Annotated in this window: 2 protein-coding genes; both read left to right on the top strand. The window is 51.1% G+C overall.

Annotation, left to right across the window (positions count from 1 at the left end; genetic code table 11):
* The first annotated feature begins 850 nt into the window (after nucleotides 1-850).
* Nucleotides 851-5851 (top strand): beta strand repeat-containing protein, encoded by a 5001-nt coding sequence (locus ACMVP2_RS28705; protein WP_416866159.1) that lies wholly within the window; start codon nucleotides 851-853, stop codon nucleotides 5849-5851.
* Nucleotides 5848-21543 (top strand): Ig-like domain-containing protein, encoded by a 15696-nt coding sequence (locus ACMVP2_RS28700; protein ID WP_416866158.1) that lies wholly within the window; start codon nucleotides 5848-5850, stop codon nucleotides 21541-21543. The genes ACMVP2_RS28705 and ACMVP2_RS28700 overlap by 4 nt, the downstream gene beginning before the upstream one ends.
* Nucleotides 21544-21546: the final 3 nt, after the last annotated feature.

The raw sequence follows: 21546 nt of genomic DNA, 5'->3' as shown, positions 1-21546 counted from the left end.
CCTGGGAGATGTTGGCTCTGTTAAAGATTTTGAGGAGAAGGTTTAATCCAAATGAAGGTACTTTTATGTGGATCATATCTGCTTTTCACGTAAAGTGCGAGACCGTGAAATCTTTGGAGATGCTAACAAATAGACGGATTTCTAAATGCTCTGGTTTCTATTCTGCCGAGACTAATATCTAGGTTTAGTAAAGGTATTCATTGCCAAACCAGATGCTGCGATCTTTCAGGTAATCGGAGAACTGGTTAACGCCAGCCCAAATACTGTTGGTCAAGAACCAATCGTTGGAAGAATATGTCATAGAACTGGGTAAGTTGAACTCACAATTGTTAAGTCCCTTTTCTTGTTCGCATCTCGTTTTGCATTCTCGTTAAGAAAGTTATCGAAGCTGGGTATTTGTGCATTTTCGAAGCAGCCACATCAAAAACAGACGAAATTTACTTCTTTGTCGAATACAGGATAGAAAGTAAGTTAAAAGCGAGTCTCCCTATGCCAATTCTACAAGTGCAAAGAGGCAAATTAGGAATTACATTTTGCAGGATGCCGCCATTTAATTGGAGCTAGTGGAGAGGCGATTTGGCTGAATATGTTGAAAAAAAAGTGGCAAATATCTTCCCAAAAGATTATTTCCCTCTATTCAAAACGACACAACATAAACGAGGTGCGCCTCAATTCTTTTCAGTAAAACACAAATGTTTAACGGTCAGCTTACCCAAAAATCTGAGTTTTCCACTCGTCGACGAATGACTGTCACTGACCTGACAATAAAGTTGACTAATCGAATTATGGCGACTGCCCAATTGGACGCATGGTAGATTTGAGTATCTGCAAACCGTCCACCCAACTAAGTATGACCCGACGATTACCGATAAAGAGCTTTTCTAATCATTTCATAGTTTTTTTATTCCTTTTGTTGCTAGCTGGATTTTCCCATCCATCTTTTGCACAAACAAAAGGCCTCATTTATAAGCCAGCCACCGCCGGTGGAGCAGCAGTCCTAGATCCGAACGGCGATGGCTACACCTCCTCATCAACGGCGGGCTTTGTTTCAAATGATGAGACCGAAAGTGAGATTCCCTACGTTGCCCTTCCAAGTGTTGGCGCCTCAGAACCCGATAGTGATCTTGGACCGGGGCCTTCGTGCGGATTTACCGATCTTGTTAAGTCGGACGACAACAACACGATTTACACGTATCTCGATGCAGCCGACAACTTAATGTACCGTTTCAGGCTCGGTGGAACAGCCAACAACTCAAAAGGATATTCCATTCTTATCGATACCGATCAAAAATTCGGCTTGTCTGGCCCTAATGCGGATCCGAATTATGTTGCCGGAAACCCCGGCTTTGAGATTGAGATAGTATTGCGTACTAATTTTGGAGTAGGCTTGTACAATGTTGATGGTACCATTAGCCCGGTTGAGATAGGTGATGCAACAGTTGACAGACCCTATGATGACTATGCGCAGAAATCAATAGCTGTTTCAGAGATATGCGGCGATGATGACTATTTCTACGATTTCTATATCCCATTTGCGCATATCACAGCAGCTTTCCCGGGAGTAACTACGTCCACTCCACTCAGGATGGTGGGTAATACGGTCATCAATCCCAAGGCGGCCATTGGGAACAATGGTATATCAGATTTGGGTGGAATTGATGATGCCACTGGTATTACTGATGGTTTATGGGAAAGCCTTGTTGATGTATTCCCTCCTACCTCACCTGCAGATATTGGTTCAGGCACTATCCTGTATGCCAGGGCTAGCTGTCCGTCTATCACCGGGCCATTAGTCATTGGAGCCACCTCAATCTCCGGATCCTCTGTCGAGGTGGATGGAGCTACTATTGAAGTGTTCAAGAATGGTGCATCTGTGGGAACAACTTCTGTTACCTCAAATGCCTGGACGCTCACAGGGCTTACTGCGCTTGCGGGTGGAGAGGTTTATACCGCATCCGCTACGGTTTCGGCTGCAGCAGCCCTTGCCACAGGCACTTCCCAGAAGTCCACCTCGTACAGTACGTGTAACTCAACTACCGTTGGCGCTACATGTTCTGCAGCTCCCACAACAATCTCAGAGGTGACCGGCAACAAGAAGTTTACGGGGAGCACCTCTGCGGTAGGCTCCTATACGCTAACGATATATGACGGAACAGGTGCCATATTAACCTCACCTGCTGGTACTCCCAATCCTCAGTCAGGCCTTACGGGCGCAACCTGGACATGGGAGTATGGTACGGGAGGCACAAAAATTCCGGCAGGTACTTATTACTTCACCATCATGGAATCAGGAAGTTGTGAGTCTGCAAAAACACAATATTGTACTGCCACCGCCGCTGCCTCTACAACGCCAGTTTTTTCTGGTTTACCAATTGTGGAAACGGACGCATCTATTAGCGGTACTTCTGGCTCTGGTGCCACGGTAACAATATTTATAGATAATGTGGAGCAGGCCACGGTAACTGCCACAGGAACTAGTTGGTCCTTTACCGTATCTTCATTGCCCAATGCAGCTATTGTTCAGGGACAAGTAATAAAGGTTAGAGCTACGGACAGCGGAAAGTGTGGCACCGAAGTTTCGACCACGGTGGGGTCAAAATCTGCCACTCCATTTATTTCAGGCGAATTTTGTATAGAGGCCACAGGCTCGGTTACTACCGTTAGTGGAGTTTCTTCCGAAGATGCAAACAGTGTTATCAAAATTTACACAGGGATGGCTGGTTCAGAAACCTACACAGGGCAGTCTGGTCTGGTTTCAGCCAATGGCTCATGGACTGTGTCTGGTTTGAACCTTGGGATAACCACCCGAATTAGCGCAACAGCTCAAACTACAGGTGAGCTGGAAAGCGATTTTTCTGGCGGGGTAATTGTGAACACAAAAACACCCGACCCGCTGAACGCCCTGGAGATTACAAGTAACCCTGTGGAGGGTGATGCATCCATATCGGGCACAGCCACGGTATCGGCCAACGATGTTGTAATTCAGCTTTATATAGATGGGGTTGCCATTGAGGGAGCGAATGCTACAATTGCAGGAGACCTTGCCAATGCCGGAATCCAGGTTGCTACCTGGACAATAACGGGTCTCAACACGCCTTTCGATAAATTATACGCCGAAGGTTCGGCTACAGTTACTGCTGAGGCTCAGGCAGTTGGTACTTGCGAGAGTAACCCTTCAGCAGCAAAAATAATAGCCTGTGCCCCGCCGGCATCCCAAACCTTTTCAGCAACAACTGCCACGCTGATTTGTGAAGGGGAGACTATAGACTTTCAAATCGACGGATCGGAGAACCTGATTGTTTATGAATTAATTGACCAGGCAGGAACGGGGGTTGGGCCAGCTAAATTGGGAAACGGAAGTCCATTGACCATTACGACCTTTGGATTATCCGCCTCTACAACCTCGATCTCAGTAAAGGCAAATAAAGTTGGAATCACCTGCGAAACAACTTTTACGCCTGCAGTAGCTGTCGAGGCAAAACCACTCGCTGTCGTGTCACTGACATCGGGTAGTTTACAAATTTGCCAGGGAGAAACTTCCGTCGATCTGGGGTATTCCGTTACCTCAAATGGTCCGGCAATTGATTATAGTATCGTATTTGATGCAGCTGCGCAGTCGGCTGGGTTATCAAATATTGCGAACAGCACCACAGTAGCGTCTCCAATCGCTATAGCAGTACCGGCTGGAATTGCTGGCGGAACCTACAATGGGTCTTTTACAGTAAGAAACTCTAATTCACTTGTCTGTACAAGTGTTGCTAAGCCATTTACCATCAATGTCATAGTCTCCTCAATCAGCTCGGCCCTTCCGACTAGCCCGACAACTTGTGGTGGAGTAGATGGCTCTATTACAATTAGTGGGCTGCAGGCATCTGCCAATTATAGCGCTCTTGATTTCAAGTTCGACGGAGTGACTGTGAATCATGGAGCCTTCGTTGCAAATGGAAGTGGAGAATATCAAATTACCGGACTGAATGCGGGTTCTTACACAGACATGACTGTCACAATATCGGGTTGTACCTCAAATGCTTTGTCGGGTCCAATTGCTGTGAGTGATCCAGGGGGAGCGGCGATTGTCGAGGGCACCCATGTACAGCCCACCAATTGTGACACGCCAAACGGTGAAATCGTGCTAACAGGAGTGACAAGCGGGTCTTATAGTGTTGATTTCTCGCTTGACGGTACACCTCAGGCTACTCAAACCATAAGCGCTACTGGTAGTGGAATTGCTATCGTCAATCTGAACGAAGGAGCCTACACCAACATATCTATAACTGATGTAAGTAGCTGCAGATCAAATACGATAGGCGGCCCTATTCAATTGACTAACAGTAGCGATCCAACCATTACGTTGGGTGTAAATCCATCTGTTGTTACGGGGTCAACTTCTGCTAATCTGCCTTATTCATCCACCACCAATGGCCCTGATCAATATACTATTGACTATGATGCAGCCGCTAATACGGCTGGATTTGCTGACATTTCTGCTTTCACTTCGCTGCCTGTATCTCCCATAGCTTTAGTGGTTCCGGGAGCAGCTGCTATTAATACCTACAATGGCTCTTTGGTAGTAAAAAACTCCTCGACCGGTTGTATTTCTTCTACTACTGCTTTTGCTGTTACAATAACTGCAAGCGGAGATGTGACGCCCCCTGCGGCAAGCATCACAGGTGCTCCATCGGCAGTGAACAGCACGACCCCTTATAATGTGACGGTAGACTTCGGTGAAGTAGTCACAGGCTTTGTAAGTGGGGATGTAACTGTAGGCAACGGATCAGTAACAGGATTTACAGACAATGGAGATGGGACCTACACAGTACAGATCACCCCGAGTGGTGCTGGCGATATCAGTGTAGACGTAGCAGCGAACGTAGCCCAGGACGCAGCTGGCAACAACAACACCGCAGCGACTACTGCCACAACAGTTTATGACACAACGGCTCCTGCGGCAAGCATCACAGGTGGCCCATCGGCAGTGAACAGCACGACCCCTTATAATGTGACGGTAGACTTCGGTGAAGTAGTCACAGGCTTTGTAAGTGGGGATGTAACTGTAGGCAACGGATCAGTAACAGGATTTACAGACAATGGAGATGGGACCTACACTGTACAGATCACCCCGAGTGGTGCTGGCGATATCAGTGTAGACGTAGCAGCGAACGTAGCCCAGGACGCTGCTGGCAACAACAACACCGCAGCGACTACTGCCACGACAGTTTATGATACAACGGCTCCTGCGGCAAGCATCACAGGTGCTCCATCGGCAGTGAACAGCACGACCCCTTATAATGTGACGGTAGACTTCGGTGAAGTAGTCACAGGCTTTGTAAGTGGGGATGTAACTGTAGGCAACGGATCAGTAACAGGATTTACAGACAATGGAGATGGCAGCTACACAGTACAGATCACCCCGAGTGGTGCTGGCGATATCAGTGTAGACGTAGCAGCGAACGTAGCCCAGGACGCTGCTGGCAACAACAACACCGCAGCGACTACTGCCACAACAGTTTATGATACAACGGCTCCTGCGGCAAGCATCACAGGTGGCCCATCGGCAGTGAACAGCACGACCCCTTATAATGTGACGGTAGACTTCGGTGAAGTAGTCACAGGCTTTGTAAGTGGGGATGTAACTGTAGGCAACGGATCAGTAACAGGATTTACAGACAATGGAGATGGCAGCTACACAGTACAGATCACCCCGAGTGGTGCTGGCGATATCAGTGTAGACGTAGCGGCGAACGTAGCCCAGGACGCTGCTGGCAACAACAACACCGCAGCGACTACTGCCACAACAGTTTATGATACAACGGCTCCTGCGGCAAGCATCACAGGTGCCCATCGGCAGTGAACAGCACGACCCCTTATAATGTGACGGTAGACTTCGGTGAAGTAGTCACAGGCTTTGTAAGTGGGGATGTAACTGTAGGGAACGGATCAGTAACAGGATTTACAGACAATGGAGATGGCAGCTACACTGTACAGATCACCCCGAGTGGTGCTGGCGATATCAGTGTAGACGTAGCAGCGAACGTAGCCCAGGACGCTGCTGGCAACAACAACACCGCAGCGACTACTGCCACGACAGTTTATGACACAACGGCTCCTGCGGCAAGCATCACAGGTGGCCCATCGGCAGTGAACAGCACGACCCCTTATAATGTGACGGTAGACTTCGGTGAAGTAGTCACAGGCTTTGTAAGTGGGGATGTAACTGTAGGCAACGGATCAGTAACAGGATTTACAGACAATGGAGATGGGACCTACACAGTACAGATCACCCCGAGTGGTGCTGGCGATATCAGTGTAGACGTAGCAGCGAACGTAGCCCAGGACGCTGCTGGCAACAACAACACCGCAGCGACTACTGCCACGACAGTTTATGACACAACGGCTCCTGCGGCAAGCATCACAGGTGGCCCATCGGCAGTGAACAGCACGACCCCTTATAATGTGACGGTAGACTTCGGTGAAGTAGTCACAGGCTTTGTAAGTGGGGATGTAACTGTAGGCAACGGATCAGTAACAGGATTTACAGACAATGGAGATGGGACCTACACAGTACAGATCACCCCGAGTGGTGCTGGCGATATCAGTGTAGACGTAGCAGCGAACGTAGCCCAGGACGCAGCTGGCAACAACAACACCGCAGCGACTACTGCCACAACAGTTTATGACACAACGGCTCCTGCGGCAAGCATCACAGGTGGCCCATCGGCAGTGAACAGCACGACCCCTTATAATGTGACGGTAGACTTCGGTGAAGTAGTCACAGGCTTTGTAAGTGGGGATGTAACTGTAGGCAACGGATCAGTAACAGGATTTACAGACAATGGAGATGGGACCTACACTGTACAGATCACCCCGAGTGGTGCTGGCGATATCAGTGTAGACGTAGCAGCGAACGTAGCCCAGGACGCTGCTGGCAACAACAACACCGCAGCGACTACTGCCACGACAGTTTATGATACAACGGCTCCTGCGGCAAGCATCACAGGTGCTCCATCGGCAGTGAACAGCACGACCCCTTATAATGTGACGGTAGACTTCGGTGAAGTAGTCACAGGCTTTGTAAGTGGGGATGTAACTGTAGGCAACGGATCAGTAACAGGATTTACAGACAATGGAGATGGCAGCTACACAGTACAGATCACCCCGAGTGGTGCTGGCGATATCAGTGTAGACGTAGCAGCGAACGTAGCCCAGGACGCTGCTGGCAACAACAACACCGCAGCGACTACTGCCACAACAGTTTATGATACAACGGCTCCTGCGGCAAGCATCACAGGTGGCCCATCGGCAGTGAACAGCACGACCCCTTATAATGTGACGGTAGACTTCGGTGAAGTAGTCACAGGCTTTGTAAGTGGGGATGTAACTGTAGGCAACGGATCAGTAACAGGATTTACAGACAATGGAGATGGGACCTACACAGTACAGATCACCCCGAGTGGTGCTGGCGATATCAGTGTAGACGTAGCAGCGAACGTAGCCCAGGACGCTGCTGGCAACAACAACACCGCAGCGACTACTGCCACAACAGTTTATGACACAACGGCTCCTGCGGCAAGCATCACAGGTGCTCCATCGGCAGTGAACAGCACGACCCCTTATAATGTGACGGTAGACTTCGGTGAAGTAGTCACAGGCTTTGTAAGTGGGGATGTAACTGTAGGGAACGGATCAGTAACAGGATTTACAGACAATGGAGATGGCAGCTACACAGTACAGATCACCCCGAGTGGTGCTGGCGATATCAGTGTAGACGTAGCAGCGAACGTAGCCCAGGACGCAGCTGGCAACAACAACACCGCAGCGACTACTGCCACGACAGTTTATGACACAACGGCTCCTGCGGCAAGCATCACAGGTGGCCCATCGGCAGTGAACAGCACGACCCCTTATAATGTGACGGTAGACTTCGGTGAAGTAGTCACAGGCTTTGTAAGTGGGGATGTAACTGTAGGCAACGGATCAGTAACAGGATTTACAGACAATGGAGATGGCAGCTACACAGTACAGATCACCCCGAGTGGTGCTGGCGATATCAGTGTAGACGTAGCGGCGAACGTAGCCCAGGACGCAGCTGGCAACAACAACACCGCAGCGACTACTGCCACAACAGTTTATGATACAACGGCTCCTGCGGCAAGCATCACAGGTGCTCCATCGGCAGTGAACAGCACGACCCCTTATAATGTGACGGTAGACTTCGGTGAAGTAGTCACAGGCTTTGTAAGTGGGGATGTAACTGTAGGCAACGGATCAGTAACAGGATTTACAGACAATGGAGATGGGACCTACACAGTACAGATCACCCCGAGTGGTGCTGGCGATATCAGTGTAGACGTAGCAGCGAACGTAGCCCAGGACGCAGCTGGCAACAACAACACCGCAGCGACTACTGCCACAACAGTTTATGATACAACGGCTCCTGCGGCAAGCATCACAGGTGCTCCATCGGCAGTGAACAGCACGACCCCTTATAATGTGACGGTAGACTTCGGTGAAGTAGTCACAGGCTTTGTAAGTGGGGATGTAACTGTAGGGAACGGATCAGTAACAGGATTTACAGACAATGGAGATGGCAGCTACACAGTACAGATCACCCCGAGTGGTGCTGGCGATATCAGTGTAGACGTAGCGGCGAACGTAGCCCAGGACGCAGCTGGCAACAACAACACCGCAGCGACTACTGCCACAACAGTTTATGACACAACGGCTCCTGCGGCAAGCATCACAGGTGGCCCATCGGCAGTGAACAGCACGACCCCTTATAATGTGACGGTAGACTTCGGTGAAGTAGTCACAGGCTTTGTAAGTGGGGATGTAACTGTAGGCAACGGATCAGTAACAGGATTTACAGACAATGGAGATGGGACCTACACAGTACAGATCACCCCGAGTGGTGCTGGCGATATCAGTGTAGACGTAGCAGCGAACGTAGCCCAGGACGCTGCTGGCAACAACAACACCGCAGCGACTACTGCCACAACAGTTTATGACACAACGGCTCCTGCGGCAAGCATCACAGGTGCTCCATCGGCAGTGAACAGCACGACCCCTTATAATGTGACGGTAGACTTCGGTGAAGTAGTCACAGGCTTTGTAAGTGGGGATGTAACTGTAGGCAACGGATCAGTAACAGGATTTACAGACAATGGAGATGGGACCTACACAGTACAGATCACCCCGAGTGGTGCTGGCGATATCAGTGTAGACGTAGCAGCGAACGTAGCCCAGGACGCAGCTGGCAACAACAACACCGCAGCGACTACTGCCACAACAGTTTATGACACAACGGCTCCTGCGGCAAGCATCACAGGTGGCCCATCGGCAGTGAACAGCACGACCCCTTATAATGTGACGGTAGACTTCGGTGAAGTAGTCACAGGCTTTGTAAGTGGGGATGTAACTGTAGGCAACGGATCAGTAACAGGATTTACAGACAATGGAGATGGGACCTACACAGTACAGATCACCCCGAGTGGTGCTGGCGATATCAGTGTAGACGTAGCGGCGAACGTAGCCCAGGACGCTGCTGGCAACAACAACACCGCAGCGACTACTGCCACGACAGTTTATGACACAACGGCTCCTGCGGCAAGCATCACAGGTGCTCCATCGGCAGTGAACAGCACGACCCCTTATAATGTGACGGTAGACTTCGGTGAAGTAGTCACAGGCTTTGTAAGTGGGGATGTAACTGTAGGCAACGGATCAGTAACAGGATTTACAGACAATGGAGATGGCAGCTACACAGTACAGATCACCCCGAGTGGTGCTGGCGATATCAGTGTAGACGTAGCAGCGAACGTAGCCCAGGACGCAGCTGGCAACAACAACACCGCAGCGACTACTGCCACAACAGTTTATGACACAACGGCTCCTGCGGCAAGCATCACAGGTGGCCCATCGGCAGTGAACAGCACGACCCCTTATAATGTGACGGTAGACTTCGGTGAAGTAGTCACAGGCTTTGTAAGTGGGGATGTAACTGTAGGCAACGGATCAGTAACAGGATTTACAGACAATGGAGATGGCAGCTACACAGTACAGATCACCCCGAGTGGTGCTGGCGATATCAGTGTAGACGTAGCGGCGAACGTAGCCCAGGACGCAGCTGGCAACAACAACACCGCAGCGACTACTGCCACAACAGTTTATGATACAACGGCTCCTGCGGCAAGCATCACAGGTGCTCCATCGGCAGTGAACAGCACGACCCCTTATAATGTGACGGTAGACTTCGGTGAAGTAGTCACAGGCTTTGTAAGTGGGGATGTAACTGTAGGCAACGGATCAGTAACAGGATTTACAGACAATGGAGATGGCAGCTACACAGTACAGATCACCCCGAGTGGTGCTGGCGATATCAGTGTAGACGTAGCGGCGAACGTAGCCCAGGACGCAGCTGGCAACAACAACACCGCAGCGACTACTGCCACAACAGTTTATGATACAACGGCTCCTGCGGCAAGCATCACAGGTGCTCCATCGGCAGTGAACAGCACGACCCCTTATAATGTGACGGTAGACTTCGGTGAAGTAGTCACAGGCTTTGTAAGTGGGGATGTAACTGTAGGCAACGGATCAGTAACAGGATTTACAGACAATGGAGATGGCAGCTACACAGTACAGATCACCCCGAGTGGTGCTGGCGATATCAGTGTAGACGTAGCGGCGAACGTAGCCCAGGACGCTGCTGGCAACAACAACACCGCAGCGACTACTGCCACAACAGTTTATGATACAACGGCTCCTGCGGCAAGCATCACAGGTGCTCCATCGGCAGTGAACAGCACGACCCCTTATAATGTGACGGTAGACTTCGGTGAAGTAGTCACAGGCTTTGTAAGTGGGGATGTAACTGTAGGGAACGGATCAGTAACAGGATTTACAGACAATGGAGATGGCAGCTACACTGTACAGATCACCCCGAGTGGTGCTGGCGATATCAGTGTAGACGTAGCAGCGAACGTAGCCCAGGACGCTGCTGGCAACAACAACACCGCAGCGACTACTGCCACGACAGTTTATGACACAACGGCTCCTGCGGCAAGCATCACAGGTGGCCCATCGGCAGTGAACAGCACGACCCCTTATAATGTGACGGTAGACTTCGGTGAAGTAGTCACAGGCTTTGTAAGTGGGGATGTAACTGTAGGCAACGGATCAGTAACAGGATTTACAGACAATGGAGATGGGACCTACACAGTACAGATCACCCCGAGTGGTGCTGGCGATATCAGTGTAGACGTAGCAGCGAACGTAGCCCAGGACGCTGCTGGCAACAACAACACCGCAGCGACTACTGCCACGACAGTTTATGACACAACGGCTCCTGCGGCAAGCATCACAGGTGGCCCATCGGCAGTGAACAGCACGACCCCTTATAATGTGACGGTAGACTTCGGTGAAGTAGTCACAGGCTTTGTAAGTGGGGATGTAACTGTAGGCAACGGATCAGTAACAGGATTTACAGACAATGGAGATGGGACCTACACAGTACAGATCACCCCGAGTGGTGCTGGCGATATCAGTGTAGACGTAGCAGCGAACGTAGCCCAGGACGCAGCTGGCAACAACAACACCGCAGCGACTACTGCCACAACAGTTTATGACACAACGGCTCCTGCGGCAAGCATCACAGGTGGCCCATCGGCAGTGAACAGCACGACCCCTTATAATGTGACGGTAGACTTCGGTGAAGTAGTCACAGGCTTTGTAAGTGGGGATGTAACTGTAGGCAACGGATCAGTAACAGGATTTACAGACAATGGAGATGGGACCTACACTGTACAGATCACCCCGAGTGGTGCTGGCGATATCAGTGTAGACGTAGCAGCGAACGTAGCCCAGGACGCTGCTGGCAACAACAACACCGCAGCGACTACTGCCACGACAGTTTATGATACAACGGCTCCTGCGGCAAGCATCACAGGTGCTCCATCGGCAGTGAACAGCACGACCCCTTATAATGTGACGGTAGACTTCGGTGAAGTAGTCACAGGCTTTGTAAGTGGGGATGTAACTGTAGGCAACGGATCAGTAACAGGATTTACAGACAATGGAGATGGCAGCTACACAGTACAGATCACCCCGAGTGGTGCTGGCGATATCAGTGTAGACGTAGCAGCGAACGTAGCCCAGGACGCTGCTGGCAACAACAACACCGCAGCGACTACTGCCACAACAGTTTATGATACAACGGCTCCTGCGGCAAGCATCACAGGTGGCCCATCGGCAGTGAACAGCACGACCCCTTATAATGTGACGGTAGACTTCGGTGAAGTAGTCACAGGCTTTGTAAGTGGGGATGTAACTGTAGGCAACGGATCAGTAACAGGATTTACAGACAATGGAGATGGCAGCTACACAGTACAGATCACCCCGAGTGGTGCTGGCGATATCAGTGTAGACGTAGCGGCGAACGTAGCCCAGGACGCTGCTGGCAACAACAACACCGCAGCGACTACTGCCACAACAGTTTATGATACAACGGCTCCTGCGGCAAGCATCACAGGTGCTCCATCGGCAGTGAACAGCACGACCCCTTATAATGTGACGGTAGACTTCGGTGAAGTAGTCACAGGCTTTGTAAGTGGGGATGTAACTGTAGGGAACGGATCAGTAACAGGATTTACAGACAATGGAGATGGCAGCTACACTGTACAGATCACCCCGAGTGGTGCTGGCGATATCAGTGTAGACGTAGCAGCGAACGTAGCCCAGGACGCTGCTGGCAACAACAACACCGCAGCGACTACTGCCACGACAGTTTATGACACAACGGCTCCTGCGGCAAGCATCACAGGTGGCCCATCGGCAGTGAACAGCACGACCCCTTATAATGTGACGGTAGACTTCGGTGAAGTAGTCACAGGCTTTGTAAGTGGGGATGTAACTGTAGGCAACGGATCAGTAACAGGATTTACAGACAATGGAGATGGGACCTACACAGTACAGATCACCCCGAGTGGTGCTGGCGATATCAGTGTAGACGTAGCAGCGAACGTAGCCCAGGACGCTGCTGGCAACAACAACACCGCAGCGACTACTGCCACGACAGTTTATGACACAACGGCTCCTGCGGCAAGCATCACAGGTGGCCCATCGGCAGTGAACAGCACGACCCCTTATAATGTGACGGTAGACTTCGGTGAAGTAGTCACAGGCTTTGTAAGTGGGGATGTAACTGTAGGCAACGGATCAGTAACAGGATTTACAGACAATGGAGATGGGACCTACACAGTACAGATCACCCCGAGTGGTGCTGGCGATATCAGTGTAGACGTAGCAGCGAACGTAGCCCAGGACGCAGCTGGCAACAACAACACCGCAGCGACTACTGCCACAACAGTTTATGACACAACGGCTCCTGCGGCAAGCATCACAGGTGGCCCATCGGCAGTGAACAGCACGACCCCTTATAATGTGACGGTAGACTTCGGTGAAGTAGTCACAGGCTTTGTAAGTGGGGATGTAACTGTAGGCAACGGATCAGTAACAGGATTTACAGACAATGGAGATGGGACCTACACTGTACAGATCACCCCGAGTGGTGCTGGCGATATCAGTGTAGACGTAGCAGCGAACGTAGCCCAGGACGCTGCTGGCAACAACAACACCGCAGCGACTACTGCCACGACAGTTTATGATACAACGGCTCCTGCGGCAAGCATCACAGGTGCTCCATCGGCAGTGAACAGCACGACCCCTTATAATGTGACGGTAGACTTCGGTGAAGTAGTCACAGGCTTTGTAAGTGGGGATGTAACTGTAGGCAACGGATCAGTAACAGGATTTACAGACAATGGAGATGGCAGCTACACAGTACAGATCACCCCGAGTGGTGCTGGCGATATCAGTGTAGACGTAGCAGCGAACGTAGCCCAGGACGCTGCTGGCAACAACAACACCGCAGCGACTACTGCCACAACAGTTTATGATACAACGGCTCCTGCGGCAAGCATCACAGGTGGCCCATCGGCAGTGAACAGCACGACCCCTTATAATGTGACGGTAGACTTCGGTGAAGTAGTCACAGGCTTTGTAAGTGGGGATGTAACTGTAGGCAACGGATCAGTAACAGGATTTACAGACAATGGAGATGGGACCTACACAGTACAGATCACCCCGAGTGGTGCTGGCGATATCAGTGTAGACGTAGCAGCGAACGTAGCCCAGGACGCTGCTGGCAACAACAACACCGCAGCGACTACTGCCACAACAGTTTATGACACAACGGCTCCTGCGGCAAGCATCACAGGTGCTCCATCGGCAGTGAACAGCACGACCCCTTATAATGTGACGGTAGACTTCGGTGAAGTAGTCACAGGCTTTGTAAGTGGGGATGTAACTGTAGGGAACGGATCAGTAACAGGATTTACAGACAATGGAGATGGCAGCTACACAGTACAGATCACCCCGAGTGGTGCTGGCGATATCAGTGTAGACGTAGCAGCGAACGTAGCCCAGGACGCAGCTGGCAACAACAACACCGCAGCGACTACTGCCACGACAGTTTATGACACAACGGCTCCTGCGGCAAGCATCACAGGTGGCCCATCGGCAGTGAACAGCACGACCCCTTATAATGTGACGGTAGACTTCGGTGAAGTAGTCACAGGCTTTGTAAGTGGGGATGTAACTGTAGGCAACGGATCAGTAACAGGATTTACAGACAATGGAGATGGCAGCTACACAGTACAGATCACCCCGAGTGGTGCTGGCGATATCAGTGTAGACGTAGCGGCGAACGTAGCCCAGGACGCAGCTGGCAACAACAACACCGCAGCGACTACTGCCACAACAGTTTATGATACAACGGCTCCTGCGGCAAGCATCACAGGTGCTCCATCGGCAGTGAACAGCACGACCCCTTATAATGTGACGGTAGACTTCGGTGAAGTAGTCACAGGCTTTGTAAGTGGGGATGTAACTGTAGGCAACGGATCAGTAACAGGATTTACAGACAATGGAGATGGGACCTACACAGTACAGATCACCCCGAGTGGTGCTGGCGATATCAGTGTAGACGTAGCAGCGAACGTAGCCCAGGACGCAGCTGGCAACAACAACACCGCAGCGACTACTGCCACAACAGTTTATGATACAACGGCTCCTGCGGCAAGCATCACAGGTGCTCCATCGGCAGTGAACAGCACGACCCCTTATAATGTGACGGTAGACTTCGGTGAAGTAGTCACAGGCTTTGTAAGTGGGGATGTAACTGTAGGGAACGGATCAGTAACAGGATTTACAGACAATGGAGATGGCAGCTACACAGTACAGATCACCCCGAGTGGTGCTGGCGATATCAGTGTAGACGTAGCGGCGAACGTAGCCCAGGACGCAGCTGGCAACAACAACACCGCAGCGACTACTGCCACAACAGTTTATGACACAACGGCTCCTGCGGCAAGCATCACAGGTGGCCCATCGGCAGTGAACAGCACGACCCCTTATAATGTGACGGTAGACTTCGGTGAAGTAGTCACAGGCTTTGTAAGTGGGGATGTAACTGTAGGCAACGGATCAGTAACAGGATTTACAGACAATGGAGATGGGACCTACACAGTACAGATCACCCCGAGTGGTGCTGGCGATATCAGTGTAGACGTAGCAGCGAACGTAGCCCAGGACGCTGCTGGCAACAACAACACCGCAGCGACTACTGCCACAACAGTTTATGACACAACGGCTCCTGCGGCAAGCATCACAGGTGCTCCATCGGCAGTGAACAGCACGACCCCTTATAATGTGACGGTAGACTTCGGTGAAGTAGTCACAGGCTTTGTAAGTGGGGATGTAACTGTAGGCAACGGATCAGTAACAGGATTTACAGACAATGGAGATGGGACCTACACAGTACAGATCACCCCGAGTGGTGCTGGCGATATCAGTGTAGACGTAGCAGCGAACGTAGCCCAGGACGCAGCTGGCAACAACAACACCGCAGCGACTACTGCCACAACAGTTTATGACACAACGGCTCCTGCGGCAAGCATCACAGGTGGCCCATCGGCAGTGAACAGCACGACCCCTTATAATGTGACGGTAGACTTCGGTGAAGTAGTCACAGGCTTTGTAAGTGGGGATGTAACTGTAGGCAACGGATCAGTAACAGGATTTACAGACAATGGAGATGGGACCTACACAGTACAGATCACCCCGAGTGGTGCTGGCGATATCAGTGTAGACGTAGCGGCGAACGTAGCCCAGGACGCTGCTGGCAACAACAACACCGCAGCGACTACTGCCACGACAGTTTATGACACAACGGCTCCTGCGGCAAGCATCACAGGTGCTCCATCGGCAGTGAACAGCACGACCCCTTATAATGTGACGGTAGACTTCGGTGAAGTAGTCACAGGCTTTGTAAGTGGGGATGTAACTGTAGGCAACGGATCAGTAACAGGATTTACAGACAATGGAGATGGCAGCTACACAGTACAGATCACCCCGAGTGGTGCTGGCGATATCAGTGTAGACGTAGCAGCGAACGTAGCCCAGGACGCAGCTGGCAACAACAACACCGCAGCGACTACTGCCACAACAGTTTATGACACAACGGCTCCTGCGGCAAGCATCACAGGTGGCCCATCGGCAGTGAACAGCACGACCCCTTATAATGTGACGGTAGACTTCGGTGAAGTAGTCACAGGCTTTGTAAGTGGGGATGTAACTGTAGGCAACGGATCAGTAACAGGATTTACAGACAATGGAGATGGCAGCTACACAGTACAGATCACCCCGAGTGGTGCTGGCGATATCAGTGTAGACGTAGCGGCGAACGTAGCCCAGGACGCAGCTGGCAACAACAACACCGCAGCGACTACTGCCACAACAGTTTATGATACAACGGCTCCTGCGGCAAGCATCACAGGTGCTCCATCGGCAGTGAACAGCACGACCCCTTATAATGTGACGGTAGACTTCGGTGAAGTAGTCACAGGCTTTGTAAGTGGGGATGTAACTGTAGGCAACGGATCAGTAACAGGATTTACAGACAATGGAGATGGCAGCTACACAGTACAGATCACCCCGAGTGGTGCTGGCGATATCAGTGTAGACGTAGCGGCGAACGTAGCCCAGGACGCAGCTGGCAACAACAACACCGCAGCGACTACTGCCACAACAGTTTATGATACAACGGCTCCTGCGGCAAGCATCACAGGTGCTCCATCGGCAGTGAACAGCACGACCCCTTATAATGTGACGGTAGACTTCGGTGAAGTAGTCACAGGCTTTGTAAGTGGGGATGTAACTGTAGGCAACGGATCAGTAACAGGATTTACAGACAATGGAGATGGCAGCTACACAGTACAGATCACCCCGAGTGGTGCTGGCGATATCAGTGTAGACGTAGCGGCGAACGTAGCCCAGGACGCTGCTGGCAACAACAACACCGCAGCGACTACTGCCACAACAGTTTATGATACAACGGCTCCTGCGGCAAGCATCACAGGTGCTCCATCGGCAGTGAACAGCACGACCCCTTATAATGTGACGGTAGACTTCGGTGAAGTAGTCACAGGCTTTGTAAGTGGGGATGTAACTGTAGGGAACGGATCAGTAACAGGATTTACAGACAATGGAGATGGCAGCTACACTGTACAGATCACCCCGAGTGGTGCTGGCGATATCAGTGTAGACGTAGCAGCGAACGTAGCCCAGGACGCTGCTGGCAACAACAACACCGCAGCGACTACTGCCACGACAGTTTATGACACAACGGCTCCTGCGGCAAGCATCACAGGTGGCCCATCGGCAGTGAACAGCACGACCCCTTATAATGTGACGGTAGACTTCGGTGAAGTAGTCACAGGCTTTGTAAGTGGGGATGTAACTGTAGGCAACGGATCAGTAACAGGATTTACAGACAATGGAGATGGGACCTACACAGTACAGATCACCCCGAGTGGTGCTGGCGATATCAGTGTAGACGTAGCAGCGAACGTAGCCCAGGACGCTGCTGGCAACAACAACACCGCAGCGACTACTGCCACGACAGTTTATGACACAACGGCTCCTGCGGCAAGCATCACAGGTGGCCCATCGGCAGTGAACAGCACGACCCCTTATAATGTGACGGTAGACTTCGGTGAAGTAGTCACAGGCTTTGTAAGTGGGGATGTAACTGTAGGCAACGGATCAGTAACAGGATTTACAGACAATGGAGATGGGACCTACACAGTACAGATCACCCCGAGTGGTGCTGGCGATATCAGTGTAGACGTAGCAGCGAACGTAGCCCAGGACGCTGCTGGCAACAACAACACCGCAGCGACTACTGCCACAACAGTTTATGACACAACGGCTCCTGCGGCAAGCATCACAGGTGCTCCATCGGCAGTGAACAGCACGACCCCTTATAATGTGACGGTAGACTTCGGTGAAGTAGTCACAGGCTTTGTAAGTGGGGATGTAACTGTAGGCAACGGATCAGTAACAGGATTTACAGACAATGGAGATGGGACCTACACAGTACAGATCACCCCGAGTGGTGCTGGCGATATCAGTGTAGACGTAGCAGCGAACGTAGCCCAGGACGCTGCTGGCAACAACAACACCGCAGCGACTACTGCCACAACAGTTTATGACACAACGGCTCCTGCGGCAAGCATCACAGGTGCTCCATCGGCAGTGAACAGCACGACCCCTTATAATGTAACGGTAGACTTCGGTGAAGTAGTCACAGGCTTTGTAAGTGGGGATGTAACTGTAGGCAACGGATCAGTAACAGGATTTACAGACAATGGAGATGGCAGCTACACTGTACAGATCACCCCGAGTGGTGCTGGCGATATCAGTGTAGACGTAGCAGCGAACGTAGCCCAGGACGCTGCTGGCAACAACAACACCGCAGCGACTACTGCCACAACAGTTTATGACACAACGGCTCCTGCGGCAAGCATCACAGGTGCTCCATCGGCAGTGAACAGCACGACCCCTTATAATGTGACGGTAGACTTCGGTGAAGTAGTCACAGGCTTTGTAAGTGGGGATGTAACTGTAGGGAACGGATCAGTAACAGGATTTACAGACAATGGAGATGGGACCTACACAGTACAGATCACCCCGAGTGGTGCTGGCGATATCAGTGTAGACGTAGCGGCGAACGTAGCCCAGGACGCTGCTGGCAACAACAACACCGCAGCGACTACTGCCACAACAGTTTATGATACAACGGCTCCTGCGGCAAGCATCACAGGTGGCCCATCGGCAGTGAACAGCACGACCCCTTATAATGTGACGGTAGACTTCGGTGAAGTAGTCACAGGCTTTGTAAGTGGGGATGTAACTGTAGGCAACGGATCAGTAACAGGATTTACAGACAATGGAGATGGGACCTACACTGTACAGATCACCCCGAGTGGTGCTGGCGATATCAGTGTAGACGTAGCAGCGAACGTAGCCCAGGACGCTGCTGGCAACAACAACACCGCAGCGACTACTGCCACAACAGTTTATGACAATGTTCCTCCCGTTGTTCCAACGATTTCAACAAGCGCTACGACGGACACCACACCGGTATTGAGTGGTGCGGCAGAGGTGGGCAGCACGGTAGTAGTGGAAATTAACGGAGTGACTTATACGGTAACTGCCGATGGAAGTGGGAACTGGTCAGTAGACACAGGAGCAGACACTCCAACGTCTGGTGGTCCGTTTACGCCCTTAACCGATGGTGCTTATGACATAGCGGTGACCAGCACTGATAGTGCGGGCAACAGTAGCAGTGATGTCACCAGCAATGAGCTGACGATAGATACTAAGTCACCAACCACTCCAACCGTTACAAGCCAGGTAACTACTATTTCGACCCCGGTCATAACAGGAACTGGAGAAGCCTTTACTTCAATATCTGTCACTGTCGGCGGAGCAACTTACAGCACCACTGTAGACGTCAATGGAATTTGGTCTGTCAACACAGCTACAGCAGTTCCATTGAGTGGAAGTTTTGATCCGGACTTGAATGGCTCGAACGACGTAACCGTGGTCAGTACTGACAAAGCAGGAAACTCTTCGACAGATACCACTAGCGCTGAGCTTACAATTCTAACGGGGGACTCTGACGGCGATGGTGTACCAACCGGCAAAGAGGATACCAATGGAGATAGTGACCCTACCAACGATGACACTGACGGCGATGGCATTGCCGATTACCTGGACTCAGATGATGACGGCGACACCGCATCGACCCTTGACGAAGACATCAACAGCGACGGAGATCCAACTAATGACGATACCGACGGTGACGGCACACCCGACTACCTGGATACCGATGATGATGGTGATGGAGTGTTGACCAAAGACGAAGACCGGAATGGCAACGGAGACCCCGGGGACGACGATACTGATGGCGATGGCATTCCCGATTACCTCGATTCAGATGATAATGATGGCCCGCTGGGCGACAAAGATGATGATGGAGTGAAAAACGGCGACGAGGATCTCAACGGCGATGGAGATTTATCTAACGATGATACAGACGGTGATGGTATTCCAAACTATTTGGATAATGATGACGACGGCGATGGAATCTTAACCAAAGACGAAGATGCCAATGGCGATGGTGACCCGACCAACGATGATTCAGATGGTGACGGAATCCCCGACTATCTCGATGCAAACGAAAATATTTTTGATCCAAATGCAGACGAAGATGGTGATGGTGTTATCAATAGCGATGAAGATCTAAATAAGGACGGAGATCCAACTAATGACGATACCGACGGTGACGGCACACCCGACTACCTGGATACCGACGACGATGGCGATGGAGTGTTGACCAAAGACGAAGACCGGAATGGCAACGGAGACCCCGGGGACGACGATACTGATGGCGATGGCATTCCCGATTACCTCGATTCAGATGATAATGATGGCCCGCTGGGCGACAAAGATGATGATGGCGTGAAAAACGGCGATGAAGATCGCAACGAAAACGGTGATCCGACCGACGACGACACCGATGGAGACGGAGTTCCCGACTTCCTGGATGATGACGACGATGGAGATGGTGTGCCGACCAGGGATGAAGATCGCAACGGAGACGGTGACCCAACCAACGATGATACCGATGGAGATGGTATTCCCGATTACCTGGATGACGACGACGATGGTGATGGAATATTAACCAAAGACGAAGATCTCAATGGTGATGGAGACCCAACCAACGATGATTCAGATGGTGATGGGATCCCTGACTATCTCGATGATAAAGATGACAGTAAAGTTCTTGAAATACCAAAAGGATTTTCGCCTAATGGGGACGGTATCAACGATGCATTTATTATTGAAGGGATCGAAAATTACCCGAACAATACAGTGCAAATATTTAACCGGTGGGGTAATGCGGTATTTGAGGTGAAAGGATACGACAATCGGAGCAAGGTTTGGGCCAGTGAATCTAATATAGGTCTGATTCTGGGCGCAAATAAAGTCCCCGATGGCACATACTTCTATCTCGTCGACCTGGGAGACGGAAGTAAACCATATTCAGGTTTTGTGGTAATCAATTCAGGAAAATTCTAAGAA

The organism is Imperialibacter sp. (genome assembly GCF_048007035.1).
GTDB lineage: Bacteria > Bacteroidota > Bacteroidia > Cytophagales > Cyclobacteriaceae > Imperialibacter.
This window is presented reverse-complemented; position numbering and strand designations above follow the sequence as displayed.

Coding starts and splice junctions, on each gene's coding strand:
- ACMVP2_RS28705 (WP_416866159.1), top strand. CDS start 851: ATGACCCGACGATTACCGATAAAGAGCTTTTCTAATCATTTCATAGTT.